Origin of the sequence: Nguyenibacter sp. L1, assembly GCF_035199985.1 — a bacterium.
GTDB classification, from domain to species: Bacteria; Pseudomonadota; Alphaproteobacteria; order Acetobacterales; family Acetobacteraceae; genus Gluconacetobacter; species Gluconacetobacter vanlangensis.
In genome coordinates, this window is the sequence record NZ_CP127015.1 from 1886273 (window position 1) to 1904282 (window position 18010).

At 65.4% G+C, this 18010-nt stretch carries 13 protein-coding genes; 3 read left to right on the top strand and 10 right to left on the bottom strand.

Translation table 11 applies throughout. The features are described from left to right. Positions 1 to 139: 139 nt before the first annotated feature. The 10 genes from QN315_RS08580 to QN315_RS08625 form a co-directional block, all read right to left on the bottom strand. On the bottom strand, positions 140 to 907 hold the full coding sequence (locus tag QN315_RS08580; protein WP_323992969.1) for a hypothetical protein: 768 nt from the start codon (positions 905 to 907) through the stop codon (positions 140 to 142). Continuing rightward, positions 885 to 2597 (bottom strand): HlyD family type I secretion periplasmic adaptor subunit, encoded by a 1713-nt coding sequence (locus QN315_RS08585; RefSeq protein WP_323992971.1) that lies wholly within the window; start codon positions 2595 to 2597, stop codon positions 885 to 887. Before QN315_RS08585 ends, QN315_RS08580 begins: the two co-directional genes overlap by 23 nt. Then, positions 2584 to 4737 (bottom strand): type I secretion system permease/ATPase, encoded by a 2154-nt coding sequence (locus QN315_RS08590; protein WP_323992973.1) that lies wholly within the window; start codon positions 4735 to 4737, stop codon positions 2584 to 2586. Before QN315_RS08590 ends, QN315_RS08585 begins: the two co-directional genes overlap by 14 nt. Positions 4738 to 5700: 963 nt before the next feature. Next, the gene (locus QN315_RS08595) at positions 5701 to 6279 is read right to left on the bottom strand and encodes a thioredoxin-like domain-containing protein (RefSeq protein WP_323992975.1); all 579 of its coding nucleotides are present in this window, start codon (positions 6277 to 6279) and stop codon (positions 5701 to 5703) included. After that, positions 6276 to 6812 carry a MauE/DoxX family redox-associated membrane protein gene (locus tag QN315_RS08600; RefSeq protein WP_323992976.1) on the bottom strand — a complete coding sequence of 179 codons (537 nt, stop codon included), beginning with the start codon at positions 6810 to 6812 and terminating at the stop codon, positions 6276 to 6278. Before QN315_RS08600 ends, QN315_RS08595 begins: the two co-directional genes overlap by 4 nt. Before the next feature lie 147 nt (positions 6813 to 6959). Continuing rightward, on the bottom strand, positions 6960 to 7490 hold the full coding sequence (locus tag QN315_RS08605) for a hypothetical protein (RefSeq protein WP_323992978.1): 531 nt from the start codon (positions 7488 to 7490) through the stop codon (positions 6960 to 6962). A 38-nt stretch (positions 7491 to 7528) separates the two neighbouring features. After that, the gene (locus QN315_RS08610; protein WP_323992980.1) at positions 7529 to 8083 is read right to left on the bottom strand and encodes a methylamine dehydrogenase light chain; all 555 of its coding nucleotides are present in this window, start codon (positions 8081 to 8083) and stop codon (positions 7529 to 7531) included. A gap of 54 nt (positions 8084 to 8137) precedes the next feature. Continuing rightward, positions 8138 to 8758: a methylamine utilization protein MauD gene (locus QN315_RS08615; RefSeq protein ID WP_323992982.1), complete on the bottom strand. Its 621-nt coding sequence runs from the start codon at positions 8756 to 8758 to the stop codon at positions 8138 to 8140. Between the two features lie 51 nt (positions 8759 to 8809). Beyond that, positions 8810 to 10006 (bottom strand): amine dehydrogenase large subunit, encoded by a 1197-nt coding sequence (locus QN315_RS08620; RefSeq protein WP_323992984.1) that lies wholly within the window; start codon positions 10004 to 10006, stop codon positions 8810 to 8812. A gap of 83 nt (positions 10007 to 10089) precedes the next feature. Next, entirely contained in the window at positions 10090 to 12579 is a 2490-nt protein-coding gene (locus QN315_RS08625; protein ID WP_323992986.1) for a TonB-dependent receptor domain-containing protein, read from the bottom strand. A gap of 430 nt (positions 12580 to 13009) precedes the next feature. Here QN315_RS08625 and QN315_RS08630 point away from each other — a divergent pair, with 430 nt between their 5' ends. The 3 genes from QN315_RS08630 to QN315_RS08640 all read left to right on the top strand — a co-directional run bounded on the left by QN315_RS08630 (position 13010) and on the right by QN315_RS08640 (position 17996). After that, positions 13010 to 13948 carry a LysR substrate-binding domain-containing protein gene (locus QN315_RS08630; RefSeq protein ID WP_323992988.1) on the top strand — a complete coding sequence of 313 codons (939 nt, stop codon included), beginning with the start codon at positions 13010 to 13012 and terminating at the stop codon, positions 13946 to 13948. 172 nt (positions 13949 to 14120) lie between these two features. Continuing rightward, complete coding sequence (locus QN315_RS08635) at positions 14121 to 16490, top strand: TonB-dependent receptor domain-containing protein (RefSeq protein ID WP_323992989.1); 2370 nt, start codon at positions 14121 to 14123, stop codon at positions 16488 to 16490. A gap of 102 nt (positions 16491 to 16592) precedes the next feature. Then, the gene (locus QN315_RS08640; RefSeq protein ID WP_323992991.1) at positions 16593 to 17996 is read left to right on the top strand and encodes an amino acid permease; all 1404 of its coding nucleotides are present in this window, start codon (positions 16593 to 16595) and stop codon (positions 17994 to 17996) included. The last annotated feature ends 14 nt before the right edge of the window (positions 17997 to 18010 follow it).

The following is an 18010-nucleotide window of genomic DNA, read 5'->3' on the forward strand; positions in this document are numbered from 1 at the left end:
ATGATTGAAATCAATACGTGGGCATTGGCCCATAGTGCAGCCACACAATCGCGTTACATATTGTTTTCACGATTCCCGCAATTCGATTGAGAGTCAAACGACCTTTCGGCCACCTCGGGCATCACATACGTGACGTCTTTCATCTTCCCTCTCCCCCTTTGCATAGATCTTGCGTGATCAGATTCTCTACTTCTCGTCGCATTGCTTCAAAATGCGTGAGATTTTCCATGTGGAACCCAATGTCAGCGCCGTAGTGTTTTTCAAAGGACCACTGGGCATAACAGGATGCATCGCCCGAATTCGTGTTCCACGAAATGCCAATACATTGAATAAATGGATCACCATTATTCGCATTCGGTATATATAGTTCATTAGCCCAGTCGGAGTAAGCCTTAAGTCCCGGCAGATCGCGCTTGGGATCGCGAACCCCGTGCAGCCTGGAGACCATTTCCATGGAAGACGTTTTCCCAAAATAATAGAGAGGGCTGGACTTCGTCATTACGGTTCCGACCAGGATGTGGCCCAACGGAGTTGCCTCAGTACTTGGTTCAATCCGCAACTTTTGGGACTGGACGTTCCACTCGGCATCCCAATGCAGCGACAAGAAATAATTATGCTCATTAGTAACCGTATTCGTACCTACGCCTATTCCGATCCCACGCGACGGATTTTCACAGTATATCACGCCGTTTATGGCAGCGACACGCGGTGCGCGTTTCTCGCATTCCCGTAGAACAAGGGCGACCGCTACCGTTGCGAGCGACATCATGTAGATGGACCGCCTCTTCATAAACTTTCTATTCACGTCGTAATGTCCATCGACGTTGGATACCTCTTCGCCTACCACACCGACATCGAACCGCTTCGTTCGTCTCGTCAGCGAGTCATGGGCCACATCGGTTCGCATGCGCGGTGCCCAGAAGTTCGATATAATTGCTGCTGGCAGGATTGTGACAAAGGCTTGCGGAAAGGGCACCATTGCCGGCACCGTAAACGTACATTCCCCTGAATCGCAACGCATTGTCTCCTTCAAGAGAGAGAGGACACATTGAGTTTGTGACGCCCTCCCCCCGCTTTGAGCCCTCACTCATCTTTCTCTCCCGGCATCCTGGATAGAGCGATTCAGCGGAGACAGGAGATAGCTGATGATGCGCCTGCGTCCAGTGAGGATTTCGGCGGTGACCGCCATGCCCGACTGAAGCCGCGCCGTTCGCGCCCTCGACAGGGAGGGTGGCGTGGTCAAGTGCGATGCGTGCGACGTAGCCGCTGCCCTCACCGCCGTCGAGATCGGGCTCACTGCCGCTCTGCATGCCCGCTGCGGGTGTGCCAGCACGTCCTGGCATGTCATCCTGAGTATCTTTCGTCGTATCATCCACCGCATCTCGGCTGACCGACACGACGCGCCCCGGAACCAGGCCATACCGCGTGAACTTAAACGCCGCGACCTTCACCTGCACCCGCTGCCCGACCTGCACGAAACCGATGTCGCGGTTCGCAATCATCGCTTCCACCACGAGGTGTTGATCGTCGGGCACGATGACCATCAACTTCTCCCCGGGCGTTACGACCCCGTGGCTGCTATGCACCGCCAGTTGCTGTACTGTACCCGTGACGGGCGCCCGGAGCACGGTTTCGTTCGCCTCGTGCGCGGCCGCCCGGTAGGAGGCCTCATCCTCGCCCAATGTCCGTTGGGCTTCCGACAGGTCCTGCAGCACGCCACGCACATAGTCCGCCTGCTGCGCCGCATATTGCTTGGTGAGCGACGCCAGTTCCGCTACCGCTTCGCCGCGATGCGCGATCTGGATTGCCAGATCATGGGCCGCGTCCGAAAAGCGCTGGGCGCTCGACAGAAGATCGATCTTGGTTGCCAGGCGTTGCGCGTAGAGCTTGGCATACATATTCCGCACATCCGCCAGCATCGGCAACTCGGCCTTAAGCTTATCAACCGTGCCGGCATCTTCCACGGCTTCAACCCGCTTTTCCGCCATCTGCTGCGTCAGGGAGGCAAGCTTGGCCTCCTGCTCGCTGGAACGTGCCGAGACGGAGGCAAACTCTTGCTCGATTTGTGCCAGGGTGACGCCAATTGGGGGGCGAAAATGCAACGGGTGTCCCGGGGATGCCATTTGATCACGCAACGCTATAAGCCCCGCCACGGCCAATCGCGACGCCGCTAGGTCAGCTGCCTGCTTGTCGCGCGCGGCCAGTGCAGACACAGCGTCGAGCCTTAACACCGGCTGACCCGTGACGACGTGGTCCCCATCCGCGACCAGGATCTGCTGGAGGTTGGCGGTGCTGACGGCTTGCACTAGCTTGACTTTACCGGACGGAATGATCGTGCCGGGCGCGTTTGCGACAATATCGATGCGACCAAGGATCGACCATACAATAGCGACGCAGCAAAAGCCGCAAATCGCCATGGCGATCGCCCGTGGCGCCGGCGGCGCGGGCGTCTCGACGATTTCCAACGCCGCGGGCAGGAACTCGAGTTCGTAACGGGGACGACGTGCGAGCAGTGGCAGCAAAGTCGCCATGGTTTCATCGGGTTTCCCGGCGGCGCCTGTTGGCGGCGCCATGCGCACCACATTATCCGGCGGCATGCAGCCCTCCCTGCAAAGCATGGAGGGCTGCATAGTGGCCACCGCGCCGCAGCAACTCATCGTGCGAGCCTTGTTCGACGAGCCGGCCGCCCTCCAGGGCAATGATCCGGTCCGCGTGCCGGACGGTGCTCAGGCGGTGCGCGACGATAAATACCGTCCGCCCTGTGCAGATCGTGCGCAGATTATGTTGGACGACGCGTTCGCTCTCATAATCGAGCGCGCTGGTTGCCTCATCAAAGATCAGGATCCGCGGATTGCCGACAAGGGCGCGGGCAATGGCAATGCGCTGACGTTGGCCGCCGGACAGCAACGCGCCACGTTCTCCGACCTGCGTGTCGTAGCCTTCGGGCAAGCCGAGAATGAAGTCATGTGCGCCGGCAAGCGTTGCCGCCCGCACGACATGCTCCATTGTCATACCCGGATCGGCGAGGGCGATATTCTCGCGCACCGTCATGTTGAACAAGATATTTTCCTGCAGAACGACCCCGATCCGCCGTCGCAGCCAAGCCGCATCGGCCAACGCGAGATCCAGGCCATCGACGAGGATACGGCCGCTTTCCGGCACGTAAAGGCGTTGCAGCAGTTTCGTCAGCGTGCTTTTCCCGGACCCGGACGGCCCGACAATCCCGATGATTTCGCCGGCGGCCACATCCAGAGAGACTTCATCCAGCACAAGCGGGCCATCGAGCCGATGGCGGAATCTAACGCGCTCGAAACAGACCCGCCCGGCAAGACTGGGCGGATTGCCGCTCGCTCCAGAGCCGCGCTCTATCGGCGTATTGAGAATGTCACCCAATCGTTCAACAGAAATGCGGGTCTGATGAAAGTCCTGATACATCTGCGCGAGACGCACCACGGGCTGGCTGACGCGCCCGGACAGCATATTGAACGCCACCAGCCCCCCAACGGTCATGCCGCCATCAATGACCTCGTGCGCCCCGACCCACAACGTGGCCGCCGTTACCAGCTTACTGGTGCCTTGGATTATCTGAGTCGCGACGTTGCCGATATTGGACACGGAATGGCTCGTCCGGACGTAACCCGCGAGTTGCTCCTCCCAGCGCTGCTGCATCTGCGGTTCCACCGCCATCGCCTTGACCGTCTCGATCCCAGCCACGGCTTCGACCAGGAAGGCCTGATTTTCCGCACCCCGTCTGAAACGTTCCTCAAGGCGCGCCCGAAAGACGGGCGTCGCGATCACGCTGACCAGGACGTAGATCGGAATGGAAAGCAGCACGATCGCCGTGAGCTTCAGCGAGTATGTAGTCATCGCGCCCACGAAGACGACGGTGAACAATAGATCCATGACAAGCGTTAACGCTGAGCCGGTCAGAAATTGGCGGATGTTTTCGAGCTCACGGATCCGGGCGACGGAATCACCCACGCGACGCGCCTGAAAGTACGCGAGCGGCAACGCGAGCAAATGATGAAACAGCCGGGCACCCAATTCCACATCGACACGGTTGGTCGTGTGGGTGAAGACGTAGCTGCGCAATCCGCCCAGCAATGCCTCAAACAGGGCGATCACCGCCAGGGCCGCCGCGACGACGTCCAGCGTGCTCATGCCACGATTAACCAAGACTTTGTCGACCAGAACTTGGAAGGCCAGGGGTGTGGCAAGTGCGAAGATTTGAAGAAACAAGGAGGCTGTAAGCACTTCTCCTAAGACGCGACGGTATTTCTTGACCACGCCGAGAAACCAGCGAAAACCGAAGTGAAGTTCCACGAGCGTGCCGACAGACCTGCGCGTTGCAAGGATCGCAACGCCGGACCAGCCATCCAGAAACGCGCTGATCCCTTCGATGGCTGGGCGTCGCGTGATGCAATCGAAGAGCAGCACTTGGTCGTCGCTCACGCGGCCAAGCATCCGCAGGGTCCCGTCAGCAAGAACCGCCAAGGCAGGCATCGGGGCGCGTGTGAAGCGCGCCAATGGCAGTCGGACTGCCCGCGCTTTGAGACCCGCGCGCTGAAGCACACGCAGGACGGTGGCAGATGACGGTTCGGTACCCCATTGATGCACGATCTGAGATGCATCGGCTGGGATGCCGTGGAAGCGAAGAAATTCTACCAGCGCGTGAACCGAGGCTGAGGCAGTTTGGCCTGCATTGTCGCGTGGGTCACAGGAGGAACTCTGTTGCATATAGACCCTAATTTCCGCAGGCGTTTTATGTAAAGATTGTCTGAGAAGAAGCTTTTTACAAAAATATCTCGAATTCAATTGATATTCTTATTCATGCACACTGCATGGTTCCTGTAAAGCGTTTGTCTTACCAGAAGGTCAAGTCATCCTTCGAAGCTTTATAAAAACCATTTTAATGAATACGGGACTGACTGCTTATTAAGCTATGTTCCGATCGAGGGAGGTATTCTACAAGCGATTCATTGATTGCCGAGAGCGCGCCCGTGCGGATTACTTGATTGGGAACCGGCGAGCCACATTCATGAGATCAAACACGGCATGCAGGAAGCCTTTCACCATATGAAGGGCGGACGGAACACGAGACGCAGCGCATACGCGGCCGCGATCGCCATGTCGAAAGAGCGCAGCGGTTTTCCAGGTGTCATCCGGCAGGGCGGCGTCCGCGCTGAAATCGCCGAGAGACCAAGTCAGAACGTGATCGACCTTCGTTGTGGAAGGCCTGCTTCATTTGGCGATCAGTTTCGAACGCAATACCGTTTTCTCCGAATATGGTGCCGACGTGCCTCGTTGCGTTTGAAGCGCATGCCGCATCATAACACCCATCGCAGCCTCGTATCCTGATTTCTAAATTCCTATCCACGTTTCTGCGGACAACGACGGTTCATTGGCAGAAGCGTTGGATTGACGCCAGGATGTCGTCAGCGGACTTCGTCCATCAGGAGGCTTTGGATCAGCGTTCCAGGCGTCGATGCATCCATTCGCCTGGCCCGTTGAAATAGGTGGAATAGCCGGGCCAGCCATTACGCCCGTGCGAACGCCGGCCGGCCGGCGGAGCGAGAGGCGTCCGGCTGGCATGTCCGCATTGTGGTCGTGACATCATCGAGATGTCCGTGCGGGCAACTGTGCCGAGCCTGCGGCGGACCTTGAAAAGCGAGGTCCGAGCCGAGGAGCATGCCGGGGTGGCTATTCGGCGGCCGGGAGGGGGATGGCGCGGCCGGCGGTGGGGGGGATGAGGGTTTCGACCTGGCGGCGGGTGTTGACGACGTCCTTGGCCAGGATGGTGCCGTTGGAATCGAGCAGCAGGAGGGTGGGAAGGCGGTTGATCTGCAGGACGAGGCCGAGTTCGACCCCCGTGACGAAGGGGATGGCGGCCAGGCCCATGCGGTCGCGCATGGCGTCCAGTTCGGGCGCGGCGCCGTCGCCGACCAGGATGGGGGTGAGGCCCCGATCGCGGGCGACGTCGAGCGCGATGGGCAGGACGCGTTTGCAGATCGGGCAGTCGGGGGCGACGAAGAGCAGCATCTGCACCGTGCCGGGGGGCAGGGCCTCGCCCAGCGGGAAGGGCTGGCCCGCGAGGGTGCGCATGGTGATGCGGGGGATGGCCTGGCCGGGTTCGAGCCCCGCATGGGCCTGTTGCGGGCCGATGGGGGCGATGCGTTCGTGCAGGACGCCGATCTGCCGCGCGAGGGCGAGCACCACGAGGATGAGGGAAGCAAGGGCCGCAAACAGCAGGAGTTGCGAGACGATCAGGGCGGCGATCATGCGGACTGGTCCTTGGGGCCGGCGGAATACAGGGCGGAGACGGCCAGCGACAGGGCCAGCAGGCAGGCGCCCGCCGCCAGCGCCTGGAGGCGCAGCAGGGGGGCCGCGGGCAGGCCGGCCAGGGCGGGCAGCAGGGCCGGCGGCGCGAGGGCGAGTGTGCGCAGCACCGCGCCCCAGCCGAGGCGGGCGCCGGCCATGCCGGGCAGGCAGCCGCAGGAGAGATCGGTGCGGCCGCGCAGGACGTTGACCGCCATGGCGGCGGCGAAGACCACGAAGAGCAGCGCGCCCGCGCAGGCGGCCGGGCGGGCGCCGAGGCCGGTGAGCAGGGCGGCGCCCAGCGCGGTTTCGACGGCGCCGAGCCCCCAGGCGGCCGGGGCGAGCAGCGGATCGGGCAGCAGCCGGTAGGCGGCGAGCGTGGTGAGGAAATCGTCATGCCGGCGCAGCTTGGCGAGGCCGGCGGCGAGATAGAGCATGCCGATGGCGCCGGCGAGCAGCGCGGCGCCGAGCGGGAGCAGGACGGACGCGCCGGTCATGCCGGAGCCGTGCAGGCGGCGGCGCGTGCGGTTGCCGCGCAGACGGACGCCCGGGCGTGGGCCCGGAAGCGGGTCGGGATGGGGTGGCTGGGGTGGTGCATCATGCCCTGTCGCTGGATGTCCTGTCGCTGGCGGGGAAAAGTGCGTTCACTGGCGTGAGCGCGCGGCCTGGGCGGTGTCGTACTCCTGCAGCCCGGCGGCGGCGGGGCATGCCTGGACCACCGCCTGGACCAGGGCGGCGCGGTAGCCGTGCAGGTCGGCCACACGCAGGGGGCGGGCGCGGGCGGCCGCGACCTCGTCCGCCGTGTAGGGGCGGGTGTGGGCGGGGACGCTGGTGCCGCCGAAGGTGAAGACGACGAAATTCATCATCCGCGCGAGGTCCGGCGCCGGCAGGTTGGCGAAGGCGACGTTGGGCAGGCGGAGCAGATAGTCGCGCCCCTGGGGCGTGCAGAGGAAATAGCCGACCTGGCCGGCGAGGTCGGGCACCGCCTGGCGGCCGGAGCGGCCCTGGATGCCGTGGCAGCCGCCGCAGCCGATGAGGTAGTGGGCCTGCACCGCCGGGACCACCGGGATGGCGGCGGGCGTAAGGGGCGTGGAAGCCTGCGCGAGGCCGCGCGGCGGCGCGGCGGCGGCGAGGACGGCCAGCAGGAGGGTGGAGAGAGGGACGCGCGATAGCATGGAAGATCCCGGGGGCGGGATGCGCCCCCTGCCCTGCTTCAACTGGCCTGGCCGATGATGGCGGCGGTGGAGCAATGATAGGCGGTCGAGGCCGTGCCGAAGCACCAGATGATGTCGTTGCTGGCCTGCGGGCGGTAGATGGGCATTTCGCGGTCGGCGGTGTTGCAGTCGCACGCCTTGGGGGCGGCGCAGATATTGCGGCCGCAGCAATCGCGATAGGCGATGACGTAGGAACGCCCGTCGTCGGGATTGCGGCAGGTGCCGATCCAGGACACCGGCGAGGGCTGGGTGCCGGGCGGGCAGGTATGCACCCCGCCGCCGCAGCAGCCGCACAGGATGCCGTCGATGGCGCAATGGCGCCAATAGGTACATTTGGCGGGGTCGGTGGATTGGGCGCGACGTTCGAAATCGGTGAGGACGGGCGCGGGCGGGGGCGCGGATTCGGCCTGGGCCCGGCTGACGGGCAGCAGGGGGAAGGCGGGGGCCGTGGCCATGACGGCACCCATGCGCCCCAGAACGCCGCGGCGCGAGGAACGGGCGGCCAGGCGGCGGGTGACGGTTTCACCCAGCGTGTCGAGAAAAGAGACCGGCATTGGCTTACACTCCTGGCTGCACGCGTGCGGCGTCATGGCCCCGGGCGGGCGGCGTCATGCCGCGCGGGGCCGGGCGTTGAGGTAGGATTGCACGGAGACATGGCCGGTTTCGCCGGCCACGACGAGACTTTCGAGATGTTCGCGGGTGTTGACCAGCCCCTTGGCCACGATCAGGCCCGAGGGGTCGAGCAGCAGGGCGAAGGGCAGCTTGTCCACCCCGAGCAGGCGGCCGATTTCGGGATCGTTGACGAAGCGCCCGGGGGACAGCGCGAAACGGGCGATCAGGTCATGCTGCATGGCGTCGGTGTCGTCGCCGAGGCAGACCAGGTCGATCGATTCGCGGCGGGTGAAATCCTGGGCGATCGGCAGGATCTTGCGCGAAATCGGGCAGGTGCCGGATACGAAGAGCAGCAGCGAGCGCATGCCGTCGGAGCGGGTGCCGCCGACCATCAGCGGCGCGCCGTCCATGGCGCGGGCCAGGCGGGCCGGCAGGCGCTGGCCGGGCGCGGGGCCGACCGCGGTCATCAGCGCGCCGACCGGGGCGACGCGCGCGAACAGCGCGCGCATGCGGCGGAACAGCAGCAGGAGTACCGGCAGCACGGCGAGCAGCAGCAGCCAGTCCAGGGCCTGGGCCCAGGCGATGAGGGCGAGCGGGCCGGGCGCGGCGTGGTTCATCGGCGGCCCGCCATGGCGTGCGGGGAGGATGTCGGGCGCGTCATGCGGGCGTCACAGGTCGGGCACGATGCTCATCGGCCCGGCATGGGCTTCGAGCGTGCGGCGGACGGCGCCGGTCGCGGGATCGAGCACCGTGACGGCGCCGTCCTCGGCCGTGGCGAACAGCAGGGGCGATGCGTCGGAGGTGACGGCGATGCCGCGCGCGGGATGCGGCAGGTCGATGCGGCGGACCAGGGCGTGGCGGGCGGGATCGAGTTCCCATACTTCGGTCCCGGCGGTCTTGTGCGTCCAGTAGGTGCCGGCATGCATCAGCACGAACAGGTGGCCGCTTGCGCGATTCCAGGCGAAGGGCTGCAGGCCGCCGGGACGCCAGGCCAGTTCCTGCACCCCGGTGCCGGCGGCCGGCTGGCCGGCGGCCTGCTGGATGGACCAGGGCGCGGCGATGGCGGGATGCTGACCCAGGGTCGCCGCATAGACCTTGCCGGTATAGGAGACGAACAGGGCGCGGCCGGTCGCATGGTCGACCAGGCCCTGTTCGAAGATCGGGTCATTGTTGGCGTCGAAGAACGGCCGGGTGTGGGTGATGGTGACCGCGTTGCCGCCCGTATAGCCGACATCGGTCAGCGAGCCGTCGCCGCACAGGCTGGAGAAACCGCCCGATTTCCACGGGAAGATGAGGGCGCAGCCCGGGATGTCGACCGTGCGGGCGACCTTGGCGTGCGCGAGGTCGATGATGGTGACGGAGGTCGCCGGGCTCATGTTGAAGGCGTAGGCCCAGTTGCCGTCGGTGCTGACGTCGAAATCCTGCTGCTTGTAGACCGCGAGCGCGCGGGGCGGCAGGGGGATTTCGCGCAGCAGGGCGAGGCTGTGCGCGTCATAGACCTGCAGCAGGTCCTGGCGGGTGCCGTGATCGACGCGCGACCAGATCGTATCGGCCACGTAAAATTTTCCGTGGTCGGGCGAGAGCGCGATATTGCCCAGGATGCTGGCGGGCACCGTGCCGAGGATGCGCCCGGCATCGGCGTCATAGATGGTGTAGGACTGGTCCAGCGTGGCCGGCAGGAACCAGTGCGCCGCGGCGGACGGCAGGGTGGCGACGTCGCTCTGTTCGGCCTGGAGGACCGGGGTCGGCGCCGCGCCGGCGGGTGCGGCACCCCAGCAGGCCGCCGAGGCGGCGACCGAGGCGGCGGCGAGGGTTGCGCGGGCCAGAGCCGGGAAGCGCCTGGCCGTGGAACCCGTGTTCGTCATGTCGCGTACCGCCATGCTGTCCCCTTCGCCGAATGTCCGTGCCCGCGGCCGCCCCGCCGGCGGGGCGGCCGTATGTTTCAAGATCAGAACTGTGCGGTGACGGTGCCGAAATATTCCCGGACGGCGCCGCGTTCGAGCGACTGGTAGTCGCCGCTCATCGGGAAGCCGTTTTCGCCCATCATCGCGATATATTTCGCATTGAACAGGTTATAGACGTTGAAGTCCATCGTAATGTTCTTCATCGCGCCGTAGCTGCCGAAACGATAACGCGCGCCTGCGTTGGCCAGCCAGTAACCGGGGATGTGCGTGTCGTTGAGGTAGCTGAATTCGCGCTTGGAATAATAATTGGCGTCGAAATGCACCTGGGCCGGGCCGTAGGTGTAGATCGCGCTGGTCTTGTACATGAATTCGGGGTAGCCGACCATCTTCTTGCCGGCCAGCGGATAGTATTGCTGGCCCGCCAGGACGTTCTGGCCGTAGGTGGCATGGTTGTAGCTGACGGTGTTGAAGATCGACAGCCCGCGCACCGGCACCAGCGTCAGCCCGGCATCGACGCCGTTCATCGTCGCGCTGTGGGTGTCGATCACGCTGGCGACCGGGTTGTTCAGCGTGCCCACCGAGGCCGAGATCAGCTTGTGCGAGATGTCGGAATGGTAGCCGTCCAGCGAGGCGATGATGCGCTTGGACGTGTAGCGGTAGCCGACCAGGTAGACCCAGTCGCGTTCCGGCCGCAGCGTGTGCTGCAACTGCTTGAAGGTCGGCTGGTCCTGCACCGACCAGGGCGAGGCGGAATAGCCGCCGGCGCCGGACGCGCCCACCACGTAGGAGCGCATGTTCTCGGCCAGGTCGAAATAGAGCTCGTGCCCGGGCAGGAAGCGCCAGTTGGCGCTGACATGCGGCAGGAAGGCGCCGACGGTGCTGAGGCTGCCGTTGGGCAGGGAGTCGACCCCGGTCACGTCCGGATTGTTGTAGTCCGAGCCGCCCGATGTCGTGACCGCCAGCGTCTTGAACCCGGCATGGACCGTGAGGTTGTGCAGCGGGCGCCAGGTGTCCATCAGGTGGTACTGCACCGTGTTGGTGGTCCAGGCGAAATTGTAGCTTTGCTGGAAGGCGGGGCCGTAGACGTCATAGGGGCCGACGGTCTCGACCGGCGCGCCCTGACCAAGCAGCGGTTCGTTGTACCAATACTGGCCCGAGGTCTGGATGTTGTTTTCGTACCAGACGCCGGTCTCGATCGTGTGGTTGCCGAGCCGGTACTGGAGGGCGGTGTCGAAGCCCATGCGCTGCTGCCGGGGCTGCCACACTTCCTCGGACAGCGGCGCGCCGGTGGCGGACGGCGTGTTCGGGTCGCCATAGGTCAGGTACGACGTGTCGCTGTGGCCGTAGAAGGTGGTGCGCCAGCGCAGGCGGTCGGTCAGCGCGAAATCGAGATTCAGGCCGCCGAGATAATCGACCGTGTGCTGGCCGGCATCGTAGAACGCGACCGTCTTGGGGTCCTGTCCGGTGATCTGGTCCCAGCCGGGCGGCAGGTAGGTGCCGGCCGCCGTCGCGTAGGCGGCGGCGTAGTTCGGGTAGAAGGATTCGACGCGCCAGCCGAGCTTGTTGAGGATTTCGAGCGATTTGTCGGAATAGCCCCAGACGGCCGAGTCGCTCCAGTTGAAGAAGGCCGAGATCGAACTGTCATGGCCGATCGGCTGCACCAGCTTGCCGTCGGCCTGCTGCATGAAGTCGGAGCCGCCGCCCTGGTACTTGCCTTCGTAATCGCGGGCATAGGAGGCGAAGAACTTGGTGCCCGACGCGTTGAGCCGGCCGCTGTCGAAGCGGGCATAGGTGCGGTACATCGCATAGGAGCCGAAGCCCTGCGACACCTTGCCGCCGATATGGTCGGCCGGGTCGTCGGTGAAGAACTGCATCGTGCCGCCCAGGTTGGAGTTGGACGGCAGGTTCACCGCGCCCGCGCCCTGGGACACGCTTTCGCGCCCGAGATCGTCGGGGATGACGGCGGTGAGGATGTTCAGCCCGTTGACCGAGCCGTAGCTCTGGTCGTTCAGCGGCACGCCGTCGAGCGTGACGCCGAGCTGATCCATGAAATAGCCGCGCAGATAGATGCTGGCGCCCCAAGTGTCGAGGCCGAGCGCGTCGGAGGAGCTGAAGCTGACGCCCGGGAGCTGGGCCAGGGATTTCAGCGGGTTGGTGCCGCCGACCATGCGTTCGATGGCCGCGCGGGTCACCACCTGTTCGGTATCGTGCGAGACGCCGCGGGTGGCGACGATGCTGACATCCTCGTTCCGGGCGGCGCGGGTGGCGGCGGGCGCGGCGCGGCGCGCGGCCGGACGGGCGGCGGCGCGGCGATGCGCGGCGGACGCGTGGGCGTGGGGGGCGGCCGAGCCGGGAGCCGAACCTGGGGCCGAACCGGGAGCCGGCGTGGAGGCCGGCTGGGCGGCATGGGCGGCGGACAGGGCGGCGGGAAGCGGGCTGAGCGTGAAGAGGAACAGCGATCCTCCGGCCAGCAGGCGGCGGGAACTTGTCGGAATCGTCTTGCGGGCCGGAGATATCGTCAGAAATCGCATCATTCAGCTTTCAGCAGTTTCAACCATCGTCATGCGGGCAATCATTGCCGCCGCAAATATTCGTACCAAAATGTTCACCGCCAATGTTCGCTTGAACATCGGGCGGCATGGACATCCCAGCGATGCGGGGATTGCGGCAAAACACCGGAATTAAATGACCAGGATGCCCCGGGATACCGGGAATGTGGCCGCAGGAACAAAGTATAGCCGTTTCATATGCTCGGGTTTATCGGATATCGGTATGAAACAGAATGTAGCCCCCTCGCTTTATTTCCAAAAGTTCCATTGCGTTGCCGAAATGCCACAATCTGATCGACGGACCGTACGCCCGAACCTGCGCGACGAATTCTTAGCCATACGTAATGATTCGCAGAAGTTGCCTTTGTTGCCGGATTGGTGACAAAAAGGCACCAGTATCTGGATGTGGAGCCCCATGGCGGATCGGCGCGTCTTTCCCCCGTTTGCCCCGTTGCGGGCGTTTGAGGCATTCGGACGGACGCGCGGCATCAGGCGGGCGGCGGAGTTTCTGTCGGTCGATCATGCGGTGGTCAGCCGGCATCTGCGCGCGCTGGAGCAATGGACCGGGGTGCCGCTGCTGGACCGCACGCAGGGCACGCTGACCGAGGCGGGCAAGGCCTATCACGAGCGGATCGCCGCCGCACTGGACGAGATTGCCCAGGCGACCCAGGCGCTGCGCAGCGGCGATGCGCCGCAATTGTCGGTGTGGTGCGTGCCGGGCTTCGCCTTTCACTGGCTGGTGCGGCGGCTGGGGACGTTTCGCGCCGAGCATCCGGGGATCGACCTGGTGCTGCGGCCGAGCGACGCGCGCGCGTCCTTCTGGTCGGATGGGGTGGATGCCGATATCCGCTATCGCCTGGACGGGGCCGCGGATGACGCGCCGCCGGGGATCAGGCGGGCCGAGCTGGCGCGGCCGCCGGTCTTTCCGGTCGCCAGTCCGGAATTCCTGCGCCGGGCGGGCGCGGTGGGGACGATCGCCGGACTGGCCGGGCTGCCGCTGCTGGCCGAAGGGGACAGCGACGAATGGCGGATCTGGTTCGCGCGCGCCGGGGCGGCGGGCGTGCAGGTCAGCCCGGCGGCGCGGATGTGGCATGCGCATCTGGTCCTGGCGGCGGCGCGCGAGGGACAGGGCGTGGCGCTGGCCAACCCGTTTCTGGTGGAAGACGACCTGCGCAACGGCACGCTGGTGCGGCTGGGACCCGAGGGGGCGCCGTTTCCGGGGGTGGCGATCGGGGCCTATGCGCTGTTCGTGCCGGAAAACCGCTGGAACCGCCCGGCGCTGGTGCGGTTCCGCACCTGGCTGTCGCATATGGCCGAGGCGGTGCGGGCGGACGGGACGATGCCGGAGGGCTGACGCGGCGACCGGGAGAAATCTGTTGTCGGGAGGCAACAGCGGGCGGAAAGCAGGGGGATTTTTTTCGGCCGCTTGTTGAAACGTTATATCATACGGTTTAGGGAGATCGGGCGGAGGGGCGTCACACGCCCCCTTTTCCCTTTGCCTGCTTCACCGGACAGATAGAGTGCGCATGTTCCCGACCCGCCTCCAGACCCGTCGACCCGCCCGTCTTGCCTCGCTCGGCCTGCTGCTGTCGGGGGTGGCGCTGCCCGCCATGGCCGCCATGCCGCCGGCCGGCCCGCAGCCCGCCCAGAGAGCCACGTCGAAAGCCGTGTCGAAAGCCACGTCGGAGGAGGCCACCCGGAAGGCGGGCCAGAAGGGTGGGCAGCAGGATGGGCAGAAGGGCGCACCGCCCGCCGAAAAGACGGAGGACGGTGCGGGGGGACGGTCGTCCTTCGGCGTGGATGCGGCCGCGTCGGCGCCGGAGCGGATTACCGTGACGGCGCGGCTGGACCGGGCGCGGGCGGCGCTGCAGCCGGATACGGGGGCCACGACCTATCACTTCGACCGCCACGCGATCGAGACCGTGCCGGGCGGGGACAATGCGCCGCTGAACGGCGTGCTGCTGCAGGCGCCCGGGGTGGCGCAGGACAGTTACGGGCAGATCCATGTGCGCGGCGACCATAACGAGGTGCAGTTCCGGCTGGACGGGGTGCAGTTGCCGGAGGGCCTGACGGTGTTCGGGCAGACGCTGATGACGCGCTTTGCCGATTCGCTGTCGATGACCACCGGGGCGCTGCCCAGCGAATACGGGTTTCTGCAGGCGGCGGTGATCGACATCACCACCAAGAACGGCGCGACCAATCCGGGGGGCGAGGCGTCGATCTATGGCGGGGCGCGGGATTATTTCTTTCCGTCGCTGCAATATGGCGGGCAGAGCGGGAAATGGGATTACTTCGCCACCGGGGATTTCGTGCATGACCGGGTGGGAATCGAGAGTACCACGCCGCGTTTCAACGCGCTGCACGACCTGAGCAACCAGTACCATTTCCTGGGGCATCTGCGCTATACCGCCGATGCCGATACGCGGATCAGCCTGATCGCCGGGGTGTCGAACGCGGAATACCAGTTGCCGAACAATCCGGGCCAGCAGACGCAGTTCCAGGAACCGTCCTTTGCCGGCAGCACGCTGGCGCAGCATCTGGCGGGCAGCGTGGACAGCGCCAGCCTGGACGAGCGGCAGAAGGAGATCACGGATTTCGGCATCCTGTCGCTGCAGAAGGAAATCGGCCGGGTCAGCCTGCAGAGTTCGGCCTTTCTGCGCTATAGCAGCCTGGGCTATTCGCCCGACATGCTGGGGGACCTGGTCTATAACGGGATTGCCCAGCGGGCGGCGCGGTCGGTGTTTTCGACCGGGACGCAGAGCGACGCGACCTGGCGGGTGGCGCCGCGGCATACGCTGCGCTTCGGCTATCAGGTCTTCGTCGAGCGGAACGTGTCCAAGACCGGTTCCCTGGTCTATCCGCAGACCGGCGCGGATGCGGCGGGCAATCCGGAATTCGGGAGCACGCCGGTTGCGATCCATGACGGCAGCGGGCTGACCGGGTGGATCTGGGGCCTGTACGCGCAAGACGAATGGAAGCCGGTGCGCGACCTGACGGTCAATTTCGGCCTGCGGATGGATGGGGTGGAGGAATATACCCACCAGCAGCAACTGAGTCCGCGGCTGAACCTGGTCTGGACGCCGCGCGCGGGCACGACGCTGCATGCGGGGTATTCGCGCTATTTCACGCCGCCGCCGTTCGAGGTGGTCAGCGGCGGGTCGCTGGACAAGTTCACGGGCACCAGCGCGGCGCCGGCCAGCGCGCAGAGCAGCACGGTGCGGGCGGAGAGCGACCATTATTTCGACGCGGGGATCATGCAGCGGATCCTGCCGGGGTGGCAGGTGTCGTTCGACGCCTATTACAAGCTGGCGCACAACCTGATCGACGAGGGACAGTTCGGCGCGCCGATCATCCTGTCGGGATTCAATTACCGGCGGGGACAGGTGAACGGCTATGAGGTCGCGACATCGTACGATCGCGGGCCGTTGTCACTGTACGGCAACATGGCCTGGTCGCGGGCGATCGGCAAGGACATCACCAGCGCGCAGTTCAATTTCGACCCGGCGGACCTGGCCTATATCCGGCAGCACTGGATCTTCCTGGACCATGACCAGCGCTGGACGGCGTCGGCCGGGGCGGCGTACAGCCTCTTCTACCGCACCGGGCACCCGATGCGCCTGTCGGCCACCATGGTGTACGGCAGCGGGCTGCGGGCCGACGGCGCGGTGCCGAACGGGATGCAGCTTCCGCAATATGTGACGTTCAACCTGTCGCTGGTGCAGTCGTTCCAGGACCTGTTCCGGGTGCCGTTCCTGAAGCGCACGCAACTGCGGCTGGACGTGACCAACCTGTTCGACCGGAGATACGAACTGCGCGACGGCACGGGGATCGGCGTGGGGGCGCCGCAATATGGGCTGCGGCGGACGATCCTGACGGGGATTTCGCAGCGGTTCTGAACACCCGGCCGCGCCGGGCGCCCGGGAAATTCCGGGCGCATGACATTTCGACCCCGTTATCTATAATCGGCCGCCGACGCAGTTTGGCGCAGGAGGCCGCGCATGAAGACCACCGATGCCCATTCCGTCTTGCGCGGGCGGCATGTCGCGATGATCTCGATCGGCGGGGTGATCGGGGCCAGCCTGTTCGTCGGGTCGTCGAGCGCGATCGCCACGGCGGGGCCGGGGGTGTTCCTGTCCTATCTGCTGGCCGGGCTGATCATCCTGTGCGTGACGCGGATGCTGGGCGAGATGACGGTGGACGATCCGCAGGCGGGGTCGTTCGTCGCGCATGTGCGGCGGGGGCTGGGCGCGCGGGCGGCGTTCGTCGGCGGGTGGATCTATTGGGTGATGTGGGCGACGATCCTGGGGATCGAGGCGATCGCCGCCGCGTCGTTCCTGGCGCCGTTCGTCCCCCTGCCCTTCCTTGTCACGGAATGCCTGGTGATTGCCGCGATGACGGCGATCAACCTGTTTTCCGTGCGCGGATACGGCGAGTTTGAATTCTGGTTTTCGATGACCAAGATCATGACCATCGTGATCTTCATCGCCATCGGCCTCTGGGCCCTGCTGGGGACGCACGCGCAGGTGGTGGCGCGGAACCTGGCCGGACAGGGCGGGCTGTTTCCGCATGGGGGATCCGCGCTGCTAGCCTGCATTCCGGCCATCATGCTGTCGATGGCCGGAGCCGAGATCACCACCATCGCCGCGACCGAGACCAGCCATCCGGCCGAGAGCGTGGGGCGGGCGACGCGGTCGGTGGTGCTGAGGATCCTGTTCTTCTATCTGGGGTCGATCGGGCTGATCCTGTGCCTGACGCCGTGGGAGGCGGTGGTGCCGGGGCGGTCGCCGTTCCTGACCACGCTGCAGCGGATCGACATGCCGTTCGCGTCGCTGCTGATGACCGGGGTGATGCTGGTGGCGACCCTGTCGGCGCTGAATTCGGGACTGTACGTGACCTCGCGCATTCTGTGCGAGCTGGCCGAGGCCGGGGACGCGCCGCGTTTTTTCCTGGCGCGCGGCCGCAACAACACGCCGCGGCGGGCGATCCTGGCGGGCTGCGTGATCGCGGTGGCGGTGGCCGTGGCAGGGATGATGTCGCCCGGCGTGGTGTTCGCCTTTCTGGTCAGCGCGACGGGTACGTTCGTGCTGTTCGATTACGTGCTGATCGCGCTGGCGCAGATCCGGCTGCGGCGGCGGGCGCGGGCGGCGGGGCTGGTCCCGGCGCTGCCGATGTGGTGCTTTCCGTGGCTGTCCTATGTCACGCTGGCCACGCTGGTCGGCGCGCTGCTGACGATGCTGGTGGCCAGCGGCCATACGCGGCGCGAGATCGTGCTGGGGGCGCTGACGCTGGGGCTGATCGTGCTGGCGGAGCGGGCGACGCTGGCGCTGCGGCGGGGCGCGGAGCACGAAAAACGCGCGCAGGATCACCGCCAGCACGAGTCCCGGCGGGGTCTCAAAGCCTGACCGGGACTGTGGGC

Excerpts from the sequence above, each read along its gene's own strand:
- QN315_RS08580 (WP_323992969.1), bottom strand. The coding sequence starts at position 907 with ATGCGAACCGATGTGGCCCATGACTCGCTGACGAGACGAACGAAGCGG.
- QN315_RS08585 (WP_323992971.1), bottom strand. The coding sequence starts at position 2,597 with ATGCCGCCGGATAATGTGGTGCGCATGGCGCCGCCAACAGGCGCCGCC.
- QN315_RS08590 (WP_323992973.1), bottom strand. The coding sequence starts at position 4,737 with ATGCAACAGAGTTCCTCCTGTGACCCACGCGACAATGCAGGCCAAACT.
- QN315_RS08595 (WP_323992975.1), bottom strand. The coding sequence starts at position 6,279 with ATGATCGCCGCCCTGATCGTCTCGCAACTCCTGCTGTTTGCGGCCCTT.
- QN315_RS08600 (WP_323992976.1), bottom strand. The coding sequence starts at position 6,812 with ATGACCGGCGCGTCCGTCCTGCTCCCGCTCGGCGCCGCGCTGCTCGCC.
- QN315_RS08605 (WP_323992978.1), bottom strand. The coding sequence starts at position 7,490 with ATGCTATCGCGCGTCCCTCTCTCCACCCTCCTGCTGGCCGTCCTCGCC.
- QN315_RS08610 (WP_323992980.1), bottom strand. The coding sequence starts at position 8,083 with ATGCCGGTCTCTTTTCTCGACACGCTGGGTGAAACCGTCACCCGCCGC.
- QN315_RS08615 (WP_323992982.1), bottom strand. The coding sequence starts at position 8,758 with ATGAACCACGCCGCGCCCGGCCCGCTCGCCCTCATCGCCTGGGCCCAG.
- QN315_RS08620 (WP_323992984.1), bottom strand. The coding sequence starts at position 10,006 with ATGACGAACACGGGTTCCACGGCCAGGCGCTTCCCGGCTCTGGCCCGC.
- QN315_RS08625 (WP_323992986.1), bottom strand. The coding sequence starts at position 12,579 with ATGATGCGATTTCTGACGATATCTCCGGCCCGCAAGACGATTCCGACA.
- QN315_RS08630 (WP_323992988.1), top strand. The coding sequence starts at position 13,010 with ATGGCGGATCGGCGCGTCTTTCCCCCGTTTGCCCCGTTGCGGGCGTTT.
- QN315_RS08635 (WP_323992989.1), top strand. The coding sequence starts at position 14,121 with ATGTTCCCGACCCGCCTCCAGACCCGTCGACCCGCCCGTCTTGCCTCG.
- QN315_RS08640 (WP_323992991.1), top strand. The coding sequence starts at position 16,593 with ATGAAGACCACCGATGCCCATTCCGTCTTGCGCGGGCGGCATGTCGCG.